We start from the raw sequence: 17639 nt of genomic DNA, 5'->3' as shown, positions 1-17639 counted from the left end.
TATATCAAATTATTTTGCTGTTGACCTTAGAAGGGTAACGTAACCCTTATAAACCTTCCAGGTTCCTCCTGCATTTCGAACTTTTAGTATGTAGAAGTAGGTGCCTTCGTCCAGTCCATTTCCTTCCCACGTGTTTTCGTAATTTTTCTTTTCGTAAATAGTATTACCCCAGCGGTTGATTATAGAAATTTCATTTTCCGGATAGATGTTAAGTCCGCGTATTTCGAATGTTTCGTTTACTCCGTCACCATTTGGAGTGAATATATTGGGAATAACTAAATCTTTTTCAACTGCCTGTATCACCAGACTCACTCTGGCATCATCACAAGCACCGGACGGATCACAAGCTTTATAGGTGAACTCATCATTTCCTGTATAATCTTTATCGGGAGTGTAAGTAAAACTTCCGTCCTGGTTTATACTGATCAAACCATGAAGAGGCTGGCTGATCGTGGTATACTTAAGCGGATCAGAGTTTGGATCTGTATCATTTTTACTCAGCACATCTGTTAAGATCTGATTTTCCTTCAATGTGAAATTATCATTATTAGCGACAGGAGGTTCATTTACCGGCGCTACGTTAATAGTTGCAGTGGCATTTGCACACAATCCCATCGGATCGCAAACTTTATAAGCAAAGGTTACCTGCCCGATAAATCCCTGTGCCGGGATGTACGTAAAGGTTCCGTCTGCCTGAAAATTCAGTGTGCCGGCAGGAGGTAAGGAAACTATAGAGAAGTTTAGATTATCACCATTAGGATCACTGTCGTTTTGTGAAACACTAGCATTTAATGATGTGTTCTTAAGAGTTGTATACGTGTCATTAACAGCAACCGGCGGATAATTAATTGCGCTGATTGTAATACTGGCTGTTGCTGTTGCGCATAAGTTCTGAGCATCGCAGGCCCGGTAATCGAAAGTAGTAGAGCCAACCCATCCTGCATTTGGAGTGAAGGTAAAACCACCATTTGTATTAAAGTTTATCTGACCGTTTTGAGGTTGAGTAACCAGGCTAAACGTTAACACATCTCCGTCAGGATCTGTATCATTTGCAGCTACCGAGTTGGTTAAAAGGACGTCTTTATTACCGTTGAAATTATCGTTAATAGCTACCGGAGTACAGTTACCGGGAAGAATTGTGCCCGATAAAGTTAAGGTGCAGCCTTTGGAATCCGTTACCAGAACCTGGTAATTACCGGCCGCTGCATTCATTAATGCTCCCTGATTCAGTGAAGCAGTGTTGTTCCACTTGTAGGTATAGGGCGCCACTCCTCCGCTAATTGAAGCTGTAATTGAGCCGTCAGCGCTGTTTTTGCAAATAGTTTTGCTTGCCTGAAGAGCTCCTGATAATTTACTGTTTTGAAGGATGGTTATAGATTCGTTCATTTTACAGCCATTTGCATCCGTAATAGTCACTGTGTACGTTCCTGCAGATAAGTTTGTTACGTTTAATCCTGCTTGAACAGGAGAAGTGTTCCATGAATAGGAATAAGGAGCAGTTCCGCCAGAAACGGATATTAAAGCAGTTCCTGTAGCAGAGCCAAAACATTGAACATCGGTTTTAGCAATTGTAGCAGATAGGCCAGCTGTTGGGCCATCGATATTTACTTGCTGAGTTGTTGTGCAGCCTTTGGCGTCTTTAACTATAATCGTGTAACCTCCTTTCATTAGCCCGGTGAATGTTCCGCTTGACTGGAATGTACTACCATCTTTACTGTAAGTATATGGAGCAGTTCCATTTGCTGCGGCAATGCTGACTGTGCCTGTGGCGTCAGAAAAACAAAGAACAGGACTCTGGCTGATTAGCGAGGCTGCTAAAGCAGCAGGTTCGCCAACAGTTATTGAATTGGTTAAGGCAGAGCAATTGTCCGTTGTTGTTAACGTATATATACCGGCAGGAAGATCGTTGACTGAAGCAGTTGTGCCCACTATGGTACCCGAAGCATTTTTCCAGCTGTAACTTACCGACCCCAATGCATTAGTTACCGTTCCGGCTGTCACACTTCCTGTCGAAGAGCCATAACATGAAGCATCTGTTTTAGAAGAAGGAGCAAGCGCTAAAGCTGTAGGTTCTCCGATGGTGACTGAATTACTTAGGGTCGAACAGTCGTCTGTTACGGTTAAATTATAAGTTCCGGCAGGAAGGTTACTAAGGGCTGGAGTATTTCCTACCACGGTTCCTGAAGCATTCTTCCAACTGTAGTTGATTGTTCCCACAGCGTTGCTTACTGTTCCGGCAGTTACAGTTCCTGTTGATGAAGCATTACATAAAGCATCCGTTTTGCTTGACGCGGCGAGTGCTAAAGCAGCAGGTTCAGCGATCGTTACGGTATTCGATATGCCCGAGCAATTATCTGTTACAGTTAAAGTGTAAGTTCCTGCGGAGAGGTTGTTTACCGAAGCAGTAGTTCCTACGAGAGTACCTGAAGCATTTTTCCAGCTGTAGCTGACTGGGCCAACCGCGTTTGTTACCGTTCCTGCGGTTACCGTTCCTGTTGAAGCAGAATGACATAAGGCATCCGTCTTGCTTGAAGCCGTAAGAGCTAAAGCAGCAGGTTCTGAAATTGTCACGGTATTGATTAAAGTATTGCAATTATCTTTAACAGTAAGTGTATAAGTGCCGGCAGGAAGGTTGTTTACATTAGGAGTTGTTCCTACCACCAAGTTTGCTTCATTCTTCCAGCTGTAGGTAACAGTTCCCACAGCATTGCTTACTGCACCTGCAGACACAGTTCCGGTTGAAGTTCCGTTACATAAAGCATCCGTTTTAGAAGAAGGAGCAAGGGTTAAAGCAGCGGGTTCGCCGATTAGAACGGTATTCGTTAATGTGAAGCAGTTGTCTGTTATTGTTAAAGTATAAGTTCCCGCAGGGAGATTATTTACCGAAGCAGTAGTTCCTACGACAGTACCTGAAGCATTCTTCCAGCTGTAGTTGATTGTGCCGACTGCGTTTGTCACTGTTCCCGCACTTACACTTCCTGTTGAAGCAGAATTACATAAAGCATCAGTCTTGCTTGAAGCTGTAAGCATTAAAGCAGCTGGTTCTGCGATTGTAACGGTATTACTTAAGGTAGAGCAGTTGTCTGTCACTGTTAAGGTATAAGTATCCGCAGGAAGATTGTTTACCGAAGCAGTCGTTCCTACCACGGTACCTGAAGCATTCTTCCAGCTGTAGGTGATCGTACCCAAAGCGTTTGTTACTGCACCGGCAGATATACTTCCTGTTGAACTGCCATTGCAGGATGCATCTGTTTTAGAAGAGGCAGCCAGTGTTAAAACAGCAGGCTCAGCAATAGTAACGTTATTGGTCCGGCTGAAGCAGTTGTCGCTTACGGTCAGCGTATAAGTTCCGGCAGGAAGATTAGAAACCGAAGCAGTGGTTCCTACCACGGTATTAGCAGCATTTTTCCAGCTGTAGCTGATTGCACCCACAGCATTGGTTACAGCTCCGGCGGTTACGCTTCCGGTTGAAGAGGCGTTGCAGTTAGCGTCTGTTTTAGAAGAGGCAGCCAGGACTAAAGCAGCAGGCTCGCCGATGGTTACGGTATTGGTTCGGCTGAAGCAGTTGTCTGTTACCGTTAAGGTATAAGTTCCGGCAGGAAGGTTAGATAGGGTTGCAGTAGTTCCTACTTCGGTATTAGCGGCGTTTTTCCAGCTGTAGTTTATTGTGCCCACAGCATTTGTTACGGTTCCTGCTGTAACGCTTCCGGTAGAAGCCGCATTACAGCTTGCATCAGTTTTGCTTGAAGCAGCAAGCACCAGCGCAGCAGGCTGGGCGATGGTAACGGTATTGATTAAGGCAGAGCAGTTGTCGTTTACTGTTAAAGTATAGGTTCCGGCAGGCAGGTTGCTTACTGTAGCCGTCGTTCCCACCACAGTACCGGCGGCATTGGTCCATCTGTAATTTACAGTACCCACGGCATTGCTTATGGTTCCGGCGGTTACGGTTCCGCTTGAAGCGCCATTACATAATGCATCAGTTTTAGAAGGAGCGACCATCGCTAAAGCAGCAGGCTGGCCTATGGTTACGGTATTGCTCAAGCTTGAGCAGTTGTCTGTAACCGTTAGGGTATAGATTCCGGCAGGCAGGTTATTAACGGTAGAGGTGGTTCCCACTATAGCACCTGATTCGTTTTGCCAGTTGTAGTTAACAGTGCCAACAGCATTGCTCACCGCACCGGCGGTAACAGAACCGGTTGCAGCGGCATTACATAAAGCATCTGTTTTAGAAGAAGTCGCCAGAGCCAGTGCAGCGGGTTCTCCAATAGTAACGGTATTGGTTAAGGTGGAACAGTTATCGTTCACAGTCAGGGTATACACACCTGCAGGAAGGTCGCTGACAGTAGCTGTTGTTCCTACAACAGTTCCCGAAGCATTTTTCCAGCTGTAAATAACTGTACCCACGGCGTTTGTTACAATACCCGCAGTTACACTTCCTGTTGAAACGGCATTACATAAAGCATCAGTTTTAGAAGAAGCACCAAGTGTTAAAGCAGAAGGTTCTCCAATTATTACTGAATTTATAGAAGCAGTACAGTTATTAGCATCTATGACTATGAAATTATAAGTGCCTGCAGCAAGAGTGCTGAAGGTACCGTCAGCCTGGAATGGACCATTATTTATGCTATAAGAATATGGAGCCGTCCCAGCATTTCCCTCAACTGTTATCGAACCCGTTTGAGTTCCAAAACAATTAACATCTGTTTTATTTGTTACCGTCGCAAGAAGCAGAGCAGGTTGACTTACATTAATAGTTCCGGTTAGCGGGATACATCCGTTTGCATCGGTAATACTATAAGGAAGGGCCGTTCCAGCTGCAACGTTGTTAAATATTCCGCTTGTATTTGTTTCTCCATTAAAGGTATAAGATATTGGCGCGATTCCACCAGTGGCTGTAAATGTGAGGGTTGCTGTTTCTCCATAACATTTTATCGGAGAAGTAGCAGTTGCGCTGGTTAAAATTATTTCATCAGGTTCAGTGATTGTGACTGATTGCAATGTGCTGCAAGAATTTGCATCCGTAACGGTAACGCTGTAAGTTCCAGCTTTTAAAGCTGTGGCCGTAGCAGTAGTTTGCGCAGGTACGGTATTCCATAAATATGAATAACCGGATCCTGGAGTTCCGCCTGATGCCGTGATAGTGGCGGTAGTAGTGCCTCCGTAACATGTAATAGCCGCACCTTGAGATATGGCAGCGTTGAGAGGAGAGGCCGGACCGGTTATAATTACAGGAATAGTAACAGTACATCCATTGTTATCTTTAACCGTAATGGTATAATTATTAGCTGCAAGACCTGAAAAGGTACCTCCGGCCTGGAAAGTAGTACCATCTTTGCTGAAGGTATACGGTGCCGTTCCGCCGGAAACCGTTACATTAATTTCGCCGTCTGTAAGCTCAGCGCAGCTGATATTCTTTTTAGATACAGCCGATACTATTGGATTCGGTTCGGCAATCACAACATTTTGACTTAGAGAACATCCATTCTGATCAGTTACGGTAACGCGGTAGTCAGTTCCGGAAATGAGTGTGCGATCGGCTGTATAAGGTGCTTTCCCGCCTGTAATGTCTATTATTATGCTGCTTGACGTTGCTGAGCCATTGCACAGAATCGTTGCTGTAGTTATAGAAAGCTGTAAAGCTTCCGGATCCTGTATTACTAAACGATAAGTTGCTGAACAGCCATTCTGGTCAGTAACAGTAAGTATGTGTTCACCAGCAGCTGCGCCTGCGAAAATGGAAGAACCAGGCGTAGGGTTAACCAGACCGTTAAGGCTATACGTATAGCCGGGGGTTCCTCCGGTTGCGGATGCATTTATAGTAGTCGTGCCTCCATGACATAGAATATCAGCTGCTGATGCTGATAGAGCCAACGCAGCGGGCTCTGAAATAGTGACGGAAGATGATATTTGTGTACAGCTATTGGCATCTGTTACAGTTACGATATAAATGCCTGCAGAAAGTGCGTTTTGCTGAGGTGCTGAAATTGGATTTCCGTTTTTTGTCCAGGCATAATTATAGCCAGGGGTTCCGCCGCTGGTTATCATAGATACAGCTCCGTCGGATCCGCCGTTACAGGTTACGTCATGGGTCTTTGTTAAAGTAACTGCCAGTTCTGTAGGCTCGGTAATAGTAACGGTATTTGTTAATGCAGAGCAGTTGTCACTTACGGTCAGCGTATAAGTTCCGGCAGGAAGATTAGAAACCGAAGCAGTGGTTCCTACCACGGTATTAGCAGCATTTTTCCAGCTGTAGCTGATTGCACCCACAGCATTGGTTACAGCTCCGGCGGTTACGCTTCCGGTTGAAGAGGCGTTGCAGTTAGCGTCTGTTTTAGAAGAGGCAGCCAGGACTAAAGCAGCAGGCTCGCCGATGGTTACGGTATTGGTTCGGCTGAAGCAGTTGTCTGTTACCGTTAAGGTATAAGTTCCGGCAGGAAGGTTAGATAGGGTTGCAGTAGTTCCTACTTCGGTATTAGCGGCGTTTTTCCAGCTGTAGTTTATTGTGCCCACAGCATTTGTTACGGTTCCTGCTGTAACGCTTCCGGTAGAAGCCGCATTACAGCTTGCATCAGTTTTGCTTGAAGCAGCAAGCACCAGCGCAGCAGGCTGGGCGATGGTAACGGTATTGATTAAGGCAGAGCAGTTGTCGTTTACTGTTAAAGTATAGGTTCCGGCAGGCAGGTTGCTTACTGTAGCCGTCGTTCCCACCACAGTACCGGCGGCATTGGTCCATCTGTAATTTACAGTACCCACGGCATTGCTTACGGTTCCGGCGGTTACGGTTCCGCTTGAAGCGCCATTACATAATGCATCAGTTTTAGAAGGAGCGACCATCGCTAAAGCAGCAGGCTGGCCTATGGTTACGGTATTGCTCAAGCTTGAGCAGTTGTCTGTAACCGTTAGGGTATAGATTCCGGCAGGCAGGTTATTAACGGTAGAGGTGGTTCCCACTATAGCACCTGATTCGTTTTGCCAGTTGTAGTTAACAGTGCCAACAGCATTGCTCACCGCACCGGCGGTAACAGAACCGGTTGCAGCGGCATTACATAAAGCATCTGTTTTAGAAGAAGTCGCCAGAGCCAGTGCAGCGGGTTCTCCAATAGTAACGGTATTGGTTAAGGTGGAACAGTTATCGTTCACAGTCAGGGTATACACACCTGCAGGAAGGCCGCTGACAGTAGCTGTAGTTCCTACAACAGTTCCCGAAGCATTTTTCCAGCTGTAAATAACTGTACCTATGGCATTGCTTACTGTTCCTGCTGTTATGGTTCCATCATTTCCACCGCGACAGGTTACATCAGTTTTAGAGTAAACTGCCAGGTCTAAGGCAGCAGGTTCAGCAATGGTAACTGTATTCGTTAGGGTAGAGCAGTTGTCTGTTACAGTTAAAGTATAAGTGCCCGCAGGGAGGTTGCTTATCGAAGCCGTGGTACCTACAATAGCGTTGGCAGCATTTTTCCAGCTGAAGCTAACTGGTCCAACAGCGTTGGTCACAGTTCCGGCGGTAATTGTTCCATTACTGGCACCGTGGCATAAAGCGTCCGTTTTAATTGAGGAAGAAAGAACTAAAGCAGCAGGTTCAGCAATGGTTACTGTATTGGATAAACTCGAACAATTGTCAGTTACGGTTAAAGTATATGTTCCTGCAGGAAGGTTGTTCACTGTAGAGCTAGTTCCTACCACAGTTCCCGAAGCATTTTTCCAGCTATAAATGAGTGTACCAACAGCATTTGTCACCGCTCCGGCAGTAACACTTCCGGTTGAAGCAGCATTACATAAAGCATCAGTTTTGCTTGACGCTCCAAGATTTAAGGCAGGAGGCTCAGCGATGCTAACAGTATTAATTAAAGTACTGCAATTATCGTTAACAGTAAGTGTATAAGTGCCGGCCGGCAGATTGGTTACCGTAGCAGTAGAGCCCACTACGGTACCCGAAGAATTTGTCCAGCTGTAACTGATTGCACCAACAGCATTGCTTACTGCTCCAGCGCTTACAATACCGGTTGAAGTAGCATTACATGAGGCATCCGTTTTGCCTGAAGGGGCAAGAGCCAAAGCTGCAGGTTCTCCGATTGTTACTGAATTGCTTAGGGTAGAACAGTCATCGTTGATTGTTAGCGTATAAGTTCCGGCAGGAAGGTTGCCGACTGCGGGACTTGTTCCTACCACAGTACCTGAAGCATTTGTCCATCTGTAGTGAATTGTGCCAACCGAGTTTGTTACTGCCCCTGCAGTTACGCTTCCTGTCGAAGCAGAATTACATAAAGCGTCTGTTTTAGAAGAAGTGGCAAGAGCTAAAGCAGCCGGCTCACCTATAGTAACTGTATTATTTAAGCTGGAGCAATTGTCTGTTACGGTTAAAGTGTAAGTTCCGGCAGGAAGACCATTAACCGAAGCTGTAGATCCCACCACGGTACCTGAAGCATTCTTCCAGCGGTAACTGATTACCCCGACAGCGTTGGTTACCGCACCCGCGGTTACACTTCCTGTTGAAGTTGCGTTACAGCTTGCGTCCGTCTTAAAAGAAGAGGCCAGCGCTAATGCAGCAGGTTCATCGATTGTAACTGAATTGGATAGGGTAGAACAGTTATCCGTTACCGTTAAGGTATAGGTCCCGGCGGGAAGGTTAATTAGAGTCGCAGTAGTTCCCACAACAGTATTGGCAGCATTCTTCCAGCTGTAGCTGATTGTACCAACAGCGTTAGTCACATTTCCTGCAGTCACACTTCCGGTTGAAGTGCCATTGCATGAAGCATCTGTTTTGCCTGAAGCAGCCAGCGATAAAGCAGCCGGTTCGCCAATAGTAACCGAGTTGGTCAGTGTAGAGCAGTCATCCGTTACAGTTAAAGTATAAGTTCCTGCTGGAAGGTTACTTACAGTAGCAGTGGTTCCTACGACAGTATTAGCAGCATTTTTCCAGCTGTAAATGATTGTACCGACAGCGTTTGTCACTGCCCCTGCGGTCACGCTTCCTGTCGAAGCAGCATTGCATAAAGCATCAGTTTTTGAAGAGGCAGCAAGAGCTAGTGCGGCCGGCTCAGCAATGGTGACGGTATTGGTTAAAGCAGAGCAATTGTCATTGGCGGTTAGCGTATAAGTGCCTGCAGGGAGGTTACTTACCGAAGCCGTGGTACCTACAATAGTGTTAGCAGCATTTTTCCAGCTGTAGTTTACGGTGCCCAATGCATTCGTTACTGCCCCTGCGGTTACACTTCCGGTCGAAGTGGCATTACATAAAGCATCAGTTTTAGAAGAGGGGGCAAGCGCCAAAGCTGCGGGTTCATCGATTGTTACTGAATTGTTCTGGGTAGAGCAGTTATCATTAACTGATAATGTATAAGTTCCGGCAGGAAGGTTATTTACCGTAGCTGTAGTTCCTACCACAGTACCCGAAGCATTCGTCCAGCTGTAATTTATTGTGCCAACAGCATTTGTAACCGTGCCGGCGGTCACGCTTCCTGTTGAAGCAGCATTACATAAAGCATCAGTTTTAGAAGAAACAGCAAGGGTTAAAGCGGCTGGCTGCTCTATTATTATTTCCTGATTTATGGTGCAGTTATTAGCGTCTTTTACATGAATATTGTATGTTCCTGCAGGAAGGTTTAAGAATGTTCCGTTGTTTTGGAAATTTATTCCGTCTTTGCTGAATGTATATGGTGCTGTACCATTTCTTCCTTCAATAGTTACTGCTCCGGTTTGAGTTCCAAAACAAGTAGCGTCTGTCACATCTGTCACCAAAGCCAGAAGTAAAGCCGGTTCTGTTACATCAATGGTTCCTGTTACCGGAGTACATCCGTTTGCATCTGTTATGCTGTAAGACAGGCCGGTTCCGGCCGCAACATTATTAAATATTCCGCTTGTATTGGTTTCTCCATTAAATGTATAGGATAATGGGGCAATTCCTCCCGCGGCAGCAAGCGTTACCGTAGCTTTTTCTCCAAAACATTTTATTGGAATGCTAACAGCAGCACTGGTTAAGCTTATCAGATCAGGTTGGGTGATAGTAATTGATTCTGTTTGCGTACATCCATTTGCATCTGCAACAGTGACGCTATAGGTTCCGGCTTTTAAACCTGTGGCGGTTGCCGCCGTCTGGGCGGGTAGGGTATTCCATAAATAAGAGTAACCTGATTCCATTGTTCCTCCCGAAGCAGTTACGGTAGCGGTAGTTGTACCCCCATTGCAGGTAATGGCAGTTCCCTGGGTTAAAGCTGCACTTAACGTAGATACAGGACTGCTTAATGTTACAGGAATTTCGACAGTGCAACCGTTGGCATCTTTAACCGTGACAGTATAATTCCCCACCGCTAAATTTCCAAACACTCCTGATGAGTTTGAGAAGTTCACGGCATCTAAGCTATAAGTGTACGGTCCGGTTCCACCGCTTACCTCTATATTGATTTTTCCGTCAGTAAGACCAAAACAGCTGATGTTTTCCTTAGATACTTCTACCAACATTGGATTGGGTTCAATGATGACAATGTCCTGGCTGGAAGTACATCCGCTCTGATCTGTTACCGTAACCCGGTAAGTGGTTCCTGATAGTAGAACATTAGTCACCGTATAAGGAGCGGTACCTCCGCTCACATTAACAACAATACTGTTTGAAGAACTTGATCCACTACAAAGGATCGGATTGGTTGTGATGGTAAACTGAAGTGCTTCCGGTTCCTGTATAACCAGTCGGTAAGTTGCAGTACAGCCATTCAAATCGCTTACTTTAACGGTATGTTCGCCTGCGGTTATTCCGCTAAAATTTGCCGAAGCCTGGTATGATCCGCCGTCAATGCTGTAGGTATAAGCTGCTGTTCCGCCAGTGGCAGATGCTGTTACTGTTGTAGTACCTCCGGTACATGCAATGTCTGCGGCAGAAGCAGATGCTATTAAAACTGCAGGTTCAGAAACAGTGATGGAATTAGATACTTCTGTACATCCGTTATTGTCTGTTACCGTAACCACATACACACCTGCAGTCAGCATATTCAAATCCGGAGAGGCGATAGCATTTCCATCTTTTGTCCATGAGTAGGTATAACCGGGTGTTCCTCCGTTGGCGGTAACAGTTATTGTTCCATCGTTTCCTCCGTTACAGCCTACATCTTTTGTTTTTACAGCTGAAATCGTCAGAGCTGCCGACGGTTCACCGATTGTAATGGTTTGGGTTACAGGGGTACACGTATTTGCATCGGTTACTGTTACCTCGTATGTTCCCGCTGACAGGGCATTTAGGTCGGGTGAACTTATTGTAACGCCATTTTTTTTCCATATATAGGAATAAGCAGGTGTCCCGCCGCTTACGATTAATTGAATAATGCCTGTACTGGATCCAAAACATGAGGCATCTGTTTTATTATAAGAGACACTTAATTGCGAAGGCTGGTTGATCTGAACGCTAATTGGATAAGTACAGCCCCTGGCATCGGTAACAGTTGCTGTATATAATCCGGATGCTAAATTAGATCTGTTGGCAGAGGTTGCTCCATCGTTCCATAGATAGGAATACGGCGATGTTCCTCCGCTTACTGTTAAGGTGATCGACCCATTCGTTCCATTATAGCAGGTAACATTCTGTTGCGTTGCAGTTGCTAACAGCGGTGCAGAAGGCTGGGTAATTGTTATATCTGTACTTATAGTTGTACAAGCATTCATATCGATAACCTTTACCGAATATGTGCCGGCTGAAAGACCACTTAAGTTTTGAGAAGTTGCGCCGTTAGACCACTCGTAAAAATACGATCCGGATCCGCCTGTCGCGGAAATGGTTATAGTACCTGAGTTGTCACCAAAGCAATTAATGTCGGTTTTTTGGGTTAGGGTAACGCTGATTGGAGTTGGATCAGTAATTGTAACCGAGCCCTGGGATGAAACACAATTGTTTGCATCAGTTACAACAACTGTATAAGTTCCTGCAAGTAGATTAGTTATTTCTGAACTTGTCTGGCCATTAGACCATAAATAAGTGTAAGGAGCTGTTCCCCCAGTTACCATTACGTCTGCTGATCCGATGTTTTGGCCGGGACAAAGATTGTTGGTCTGGCTAATACTTAAAGAAAGATTGGGAGGCGCAAAGATTCTGGAGTTGAAATTATAAGTACATCCTTTTGAATCAATTATTTGTCCAGAATAAATTGCAGCTCCAAGTGAAGTTCTGATATTTGTCTCTTCGCCAGTTGACCATTTTACGGTATACGGCCCTGTTCCGCCCGAAGGGGTTACGGTGATTTTACCCGTTTGAGCACCAAAACATTTAACATCCTCTGTTACTATGCTCGCGCTGATTGGGGAAGCGGGTTGGTTAATGGTAAATGATTGAGTGCTTTGGCAATTTTTAGAATCAATTACAGTAACCTCATAATTCCCTGCTGTAAGATTGGATACGTCTTCCGTTACCTGGCCATTTGACCAGACATATCGATAAGGTGCTGTTCCGCCACTAACTGAAAGGTTAACTGCTCCGGTATTTCCGCCAAAACAATCCACTGGTGTTAAAGTGCCCAATATGGTAACGGCCTGAGCAGGTTCACTGATAACTATGCCCGTAATGGGGAAAGTACATCCATTTGCATCAGTGATTGTTACCGAATACGTTCCGGCAGGAAGCGTGTTTAAATTCGATGTTGTTGAACTATTCGACCACAAATAAGTATATGGTGCGGTTCCGCCGTTTCCACTAATGCTAATCGAGCCATCGGTTTCCCCAGAACAGCTAACGTTTGTAGTTGCAGCGGCGAAGTTCATTGCCGCCGCCGGCTGATTGATGGTGATAGTTAAACTTGCCTGGCAACCTTTACTGTCTGTGATGATCGCAGAAAAAGGACCGGCAGGCAGACTGCTGATATCCAGGTTCGCTGAAATCGTATTTCCCAGATAAGTATACGGCGCAGTACCTCCGCTAATTTCAATGCTTACTGATCCTGTTTGTGCACCAAAACAATTTATATCAACTTGTGTCGACGTAAGAGTTAGGGCGGCAGGCTGAGTTAAAGTTACGGATTTAAAAGCTGTACAACCGGCCGCATCTGTTACTGTGACATTATAAGTTCCGGCCGCCAGCCCTGTGCGATTGCTTAAATTATTCGATCCGGAAGGGAGATCTGCCCATGCATATGTGTAAGTGCCTGTTCCGCCGGTAGTAACTAAGCTTATCTGCCCGTCATTAGCGTTGTTGCAAGTAATATTTACAGCAGTTGGAGTAATAACCAGGGGTGCGGGAGCTGTTATTTCAAATCCTAAGGTTTTTTGGCATAAATGCGCATCAGTTACGGTTAAAGTATATAAGCCAGCCGAAAGATTACTGATGTCTTTTGTAGTCGCACCATTGGACCATGAATAGGAATAATTAACGGTGCCTCCGCTAACATTCACTGATATCGAACCATCTGATCCCTGATTACATGTTACATTTTGTAATGCAGACTGGGTAATCGATAAAGGCGTTGCAGGCTGAGTAATATCTACAACCAGGGAGTTTAATTCGCATCCTGTATTATCAAGAATTTTGATGGTGTAAGTTCCTGCAATCAGGTTATTACGAGTGGATACGTTTAAAGATGCATTATCGCTCCATAGGTATGTATAAGGTCCGTTACCTCCGGAAACAGTTATGTTTATACTGCCTGTATTATCTCCATAGCAGTTAACATTTATATGTGTCGATTCAATGATAATAGGAGGTTCCACAGAATAAGGAACTACTTTCGTTTTCACACAACCATAAAAATCAGTAACTGTAAGCAGTGATGAAGTTGCGTCTATGGGTGAATATGACTTTATATAAGGTGTTGTTCCTCCGCTGATATCAATACTTATACTCGTTGTCGGATCAGCCCCGGCGCAAATGATATCAATTTGTCTTACATCTATAACTATCGGCTGAGGATCATTTAAAACAATATTTTTTATAATAGAACATCCGCTCTGATCAGTAACTGTTACCTGATAGGTACCCGCAGTCAATGCGTTCAGATCAGATGATGAAATCGCAGAACCATTTTTAGTCCAACTGTAAGTATATGGGCCCACACCACCTGTTGTTGGGGTTAATGTTATCGAACCGTTTGTTCCGCCAACGCATGTTGGGTTAACAGATGTAAACGTCGATTGAATTTGGGTGGGTTGAGAAACGCTTAGTGTTAGTGTCTGAACACATCCTTTAGCGTCCGTAACAGTCACTGTATAGGTTCCGGCGGTAAGATTGTTGATGTCTTGACTGAAGTTTCCATTCGACCAATTGTAAGTATAAGGGCTGGTTCCTCCTGTAACTGAGATATCAATACTGCCTGTATTACCGCTAAAACAGCTAACATTTGTTACATTACCCGTAACACTGATTGCTGAAGCCGGTTGTGATACATTAACTGTTAGATTTTTTGTACAGCCTTTTGAATCGGTTACCGTAACCGTATAAGCTCCGGCCGGCAAATTAGTAAGATCCTGAGATGTTGACGCGTTCGTCCACGAATAGGTATAAGGTGCTGCTCCGCCGCTTACCGACAAATTTATAGCTCCTGTGCTTGAGCCAAAACATGTCACATCGGTTGTGGCACTTGTTAAGATTATTTCAGGAGTTTGAGTCAGAGTTACGCTTGTACTTGTTGTACATCCTTTAGAATCTGTTACGGTTACTGAATATGTTCCTGCGGGTAAAGCTGAGAGATCTTCATTCGTTGACGTATAGCCTGAAGAGATGTTTGTCCATGCATACGTAAAGGGTGCCGAACCACCACTAACAGTTAAATTAATGGCTCCTGTACTGCTCCCAAAACAGTTAAGATTCGTTTGAGACGCAGACAAAGAGATAGCAGCAGGTTGGGTGATACCGATGATTTTAACAGCTGTACATCCTTTGCTGTCTGTTACGGTTACATTGTAAGTACCAGCAGTTAGGCCTGAAATACTGCTTGCTGTAGATCCTGTGTTCCAAAGGTAAGTATAAGGAGCTGTTCCTCCCGAAGGAGCTAGGGCAATGGAACCATCACTATTACCGGCACAGCTCAAATTTACAGAAGTGGGAGTTATAGTAATTGGTAAAGGCTGATTTACTACAATGCTCGAGGTAGAAGAGCAGTTTTTATTATCAGTTACAGTAACTGTATAGGTTCCTGCAGTTAGGTTTGACAGGTCCTGAACGGTGGAGCCATTAGACCAAGTATAAGAATAGGGTGCCGTTCCACCAGAAACTGACAAATCAATTGCGCCCGTATTACCTCCGAAACAGCTGACAGAAGTGATTGTATTGGATAAGACAATAGCCGCGGGAGGAACAAGACTTATTGTTTTAGTGCTGGTACAACCTTTTGAATCCGTTACAACCACTGTGTAATTTCCAGCTACTAATCCTGTTTGATTCTTTGACACGGAGCCGTTAGACCAGCTATATGTATACGGACTTGTACCTCCGGAAACGGTTAAATTAATTGTTCCGTCACTGTTGTCGAAACAGGTTGGATTGGTCGTGATTTCTGAGAGAGAAATAGCTGTAGGCTGAGCAATATTTACGGAGGCGTTAGCCGAGCATCCCTTTGAATCTGTAACAGTTACACTGTATGAACCAGTAGAAAGGTTTGAAATATTTTGCGTGCTTGCGCCGTTGCTCCAGGAGTAGGTGTAAGGGGCGGTCCCGCCAGTAATTCCCAATGCAACAGAACCATTGGTTAAGCCGAAACAGCTTATATCTGTCTTTGAAGCAGATACAGCAAGTACGGATGGTTGGGTAATCGTAATGGTTTTTGTTTGGGAGCACAAGTTCGCATCGGTAAGGGTAACCGTATAGGAGCCAGCAGCCAGATTATTAACTGTAGCCGAGCCATTTGTTACCGTAAATGGAACTGTATTTCCGTTAACTGTATATGATCCTGTATAGGAACCTGCACCGCCGGTTCCGCTAACGGTGAAACTTCCGTTTGACTGGTTAAAACAACTAACATTTGTTTGGGATGTTATTTGGGTTGTGAAAGAGGAAAGGATAAAAACATTGTCTATTACCGCTCCGCAAGAGGGGCCGTTTGAAGATGGATCGGTAAATACAATAGTAACAGAAGTTACCCCGACCGGCGTACGAAAACTTATTGCACCGGTTAAAGTTCCACCGCCATTAGTAGCGTTAAAATCAACTAATCCTAAGCTGGTAGTACCATTAAATGCCTGAACCCTGAAGTTTGTTTGCGCATTTGCATTGCAACCGGCTAACAGACTATAGTTAAACGAAAGAGTGTAAGTTGAATCAGATGTTAAATTGGAAAGAGTTTGTTTAAGAGAATAATTTAGAGTTCGTTTAATATGGGCCCCGGTACTTCCGTTTGCGCTCACTATTTTTATAAAATCAGTTTGAGTAGCGGGGCTAAAACTCCCGATAGAGTTATACTGACCGACGGCAAGTGATGAAAAATCACCGGAAGTCACTGCATTATTGCATTGAGCTTTTCCTTTAAGCTGCAAACCGGTTAATAAAACGAATAGAACAATAGTTATTTTCCCACCAAAAAATAGGGCGCTTTGGGCCCGCTGACGGGTGGGCTTCAAAATGGAAAGAAAGGTTAATAAATTAAAGTAAAAAATTCCCATAGAGCGCGTAACTGCGATCTTTATACGGATGCTTATGGTTAAAAGTTATTTTAAAAGCAAATATTATTAGATCTGGGAAAATACCGGTGTGTAGACTAATATGTGAATTTTGTCAGGAAAGCGGGTTTTACTTAATATTTTTTAACCGGCTTATACTTACCTTATCTGTGACGCTGTATATTTAGAGTTTAATTAAATTCATTCTGAGTCAATCCAACTCGCGTAGTATTAGATTGATAAAGCAGTATTTTTGATGGTTCACTACAAAACAACTATATCTTTGTTAAACAAGAATGCTCAACTAATATATCATGAAAACAAGTCTTTTAATTTTAGCGGTTCTTTTAACCGGTGCTGGTAGTACGACACAAGCTCAAATAATTCCAAATTTCGACTTTGGTTTAAAAGCAGGAGTCAATCTCTCAAAGCTCTCTAAGCAAAATGGTTTTAGCAGTGATAATCGTGCTGGGTATCTTGCCGGGATCTGGGCCAGAGCCGGAGCTATGGGCTTGCACCTGCAGCCTGAATTATACTATACCGTTAAGACCGTCGATGTTAAAGACGACAATGGGCAAACCGGAAGTGTAGATTTTACCAGTGTAGATTTACCTATACTAGTTGGCACAAAAATAGGAGCTGTGGGAATAGGGGGTAGACTTAATACCGGACCGGTCATCTCATTTGTAATTAACGAGGAACAGTCTTTTAGTAACGCAGTTAGTGATGCTTCAAAATTTAATTACAAAAATCAGGCAGTGGCGTGGCAATTTGGTGCCGGATTGGATATTAGAAAAATTTCACTCGATTTACGCTATGAACATGGTTTAAGCAAAATCAGTCGGGCTGGGTACCAAGATACTAAATTGAGACTTTTTAATTTTAGCCTGGGATACAAGTTGTACTAAACTCTTTTTCTCAATATTTTCCTGATGAAAGTAAAGTCAAATAATGTTTGATTAGAATATTTTTCTCAAAAAGATATACGAATCAAACAAAAAAAGAAACCTCATTGTTAATATGTAACTTTTTCACAAAGTTTTACAAGAGAAAAGTTTTTTTGTATAAAAAACCTATCT

General features: G+C 44.1%; 2 protein-coding genes. One reads left to right on the top strand and one right to left on the bottom strand.

Going from position 1 to position 17639, the window contains the following annotated elements:
* Positions 1-9: 9 nt before the first annotated feature.
* The gene (locus WG906_RS13705; protein ID WP_339993276.1) at positions 10-16563 is read right to left on the bottom strand and encodes an Ig-like domain-containing protein; all 16554 of its coding nucleotides are present in this window, start codon (positions 16561-16563) and stop codon (positions 10-12) included.
* A 311-nt stretch (positions 16564-16874) separates the two neighbouring features.
* Between WG906_RS13705 and WG906_RS13700 the strand changes: the two genes are divergently transcribed.
* Positions 16875-17468 carry a porin family protein gene (locus WG906_RS13700; protein WP_339993275.1) on the top strand — a complete coding sequence of 198 codons (594 nt, stop codon included), beginning with the start codon at positions 16875-16877 and terminating at the stop codon, positions 17466-17468.
* Positions 17469-17639: the final 171 nt, after the last annotated feature.

Source organism: Pedobacter superstes (genome assembly GCF_037622515.1).
In the GTDB taxonomy this organism is placed as follows: Bacteria; Bacteroidota; Bacteroidia; order Sphingobacteriales; family Sphingobacteriaceae; genus Paradesertivirga; species Paradesertivirga superstes.
Note: the sequence above shows the minus strand (reverse complement) of the source record. Positions and strands in the feature narration are given on the sequence as shown.

Coding starts and splice junctions, on each gene's coding strand:
- WG906_RS13705 (WP_339993276.1), bottom strand. CDS start 16,563: ATGGGAATTTTTTACTTTAATTTATTAACCTTTCTTTCCATTTTGAAG.
- WG906_RS13700 (WP_339993275.1), top strand. CDS start 16,875: ATGAAAACAAGTCTTTTAATTTTAGCGGTTCTTTTAACCGGTGCTGGT.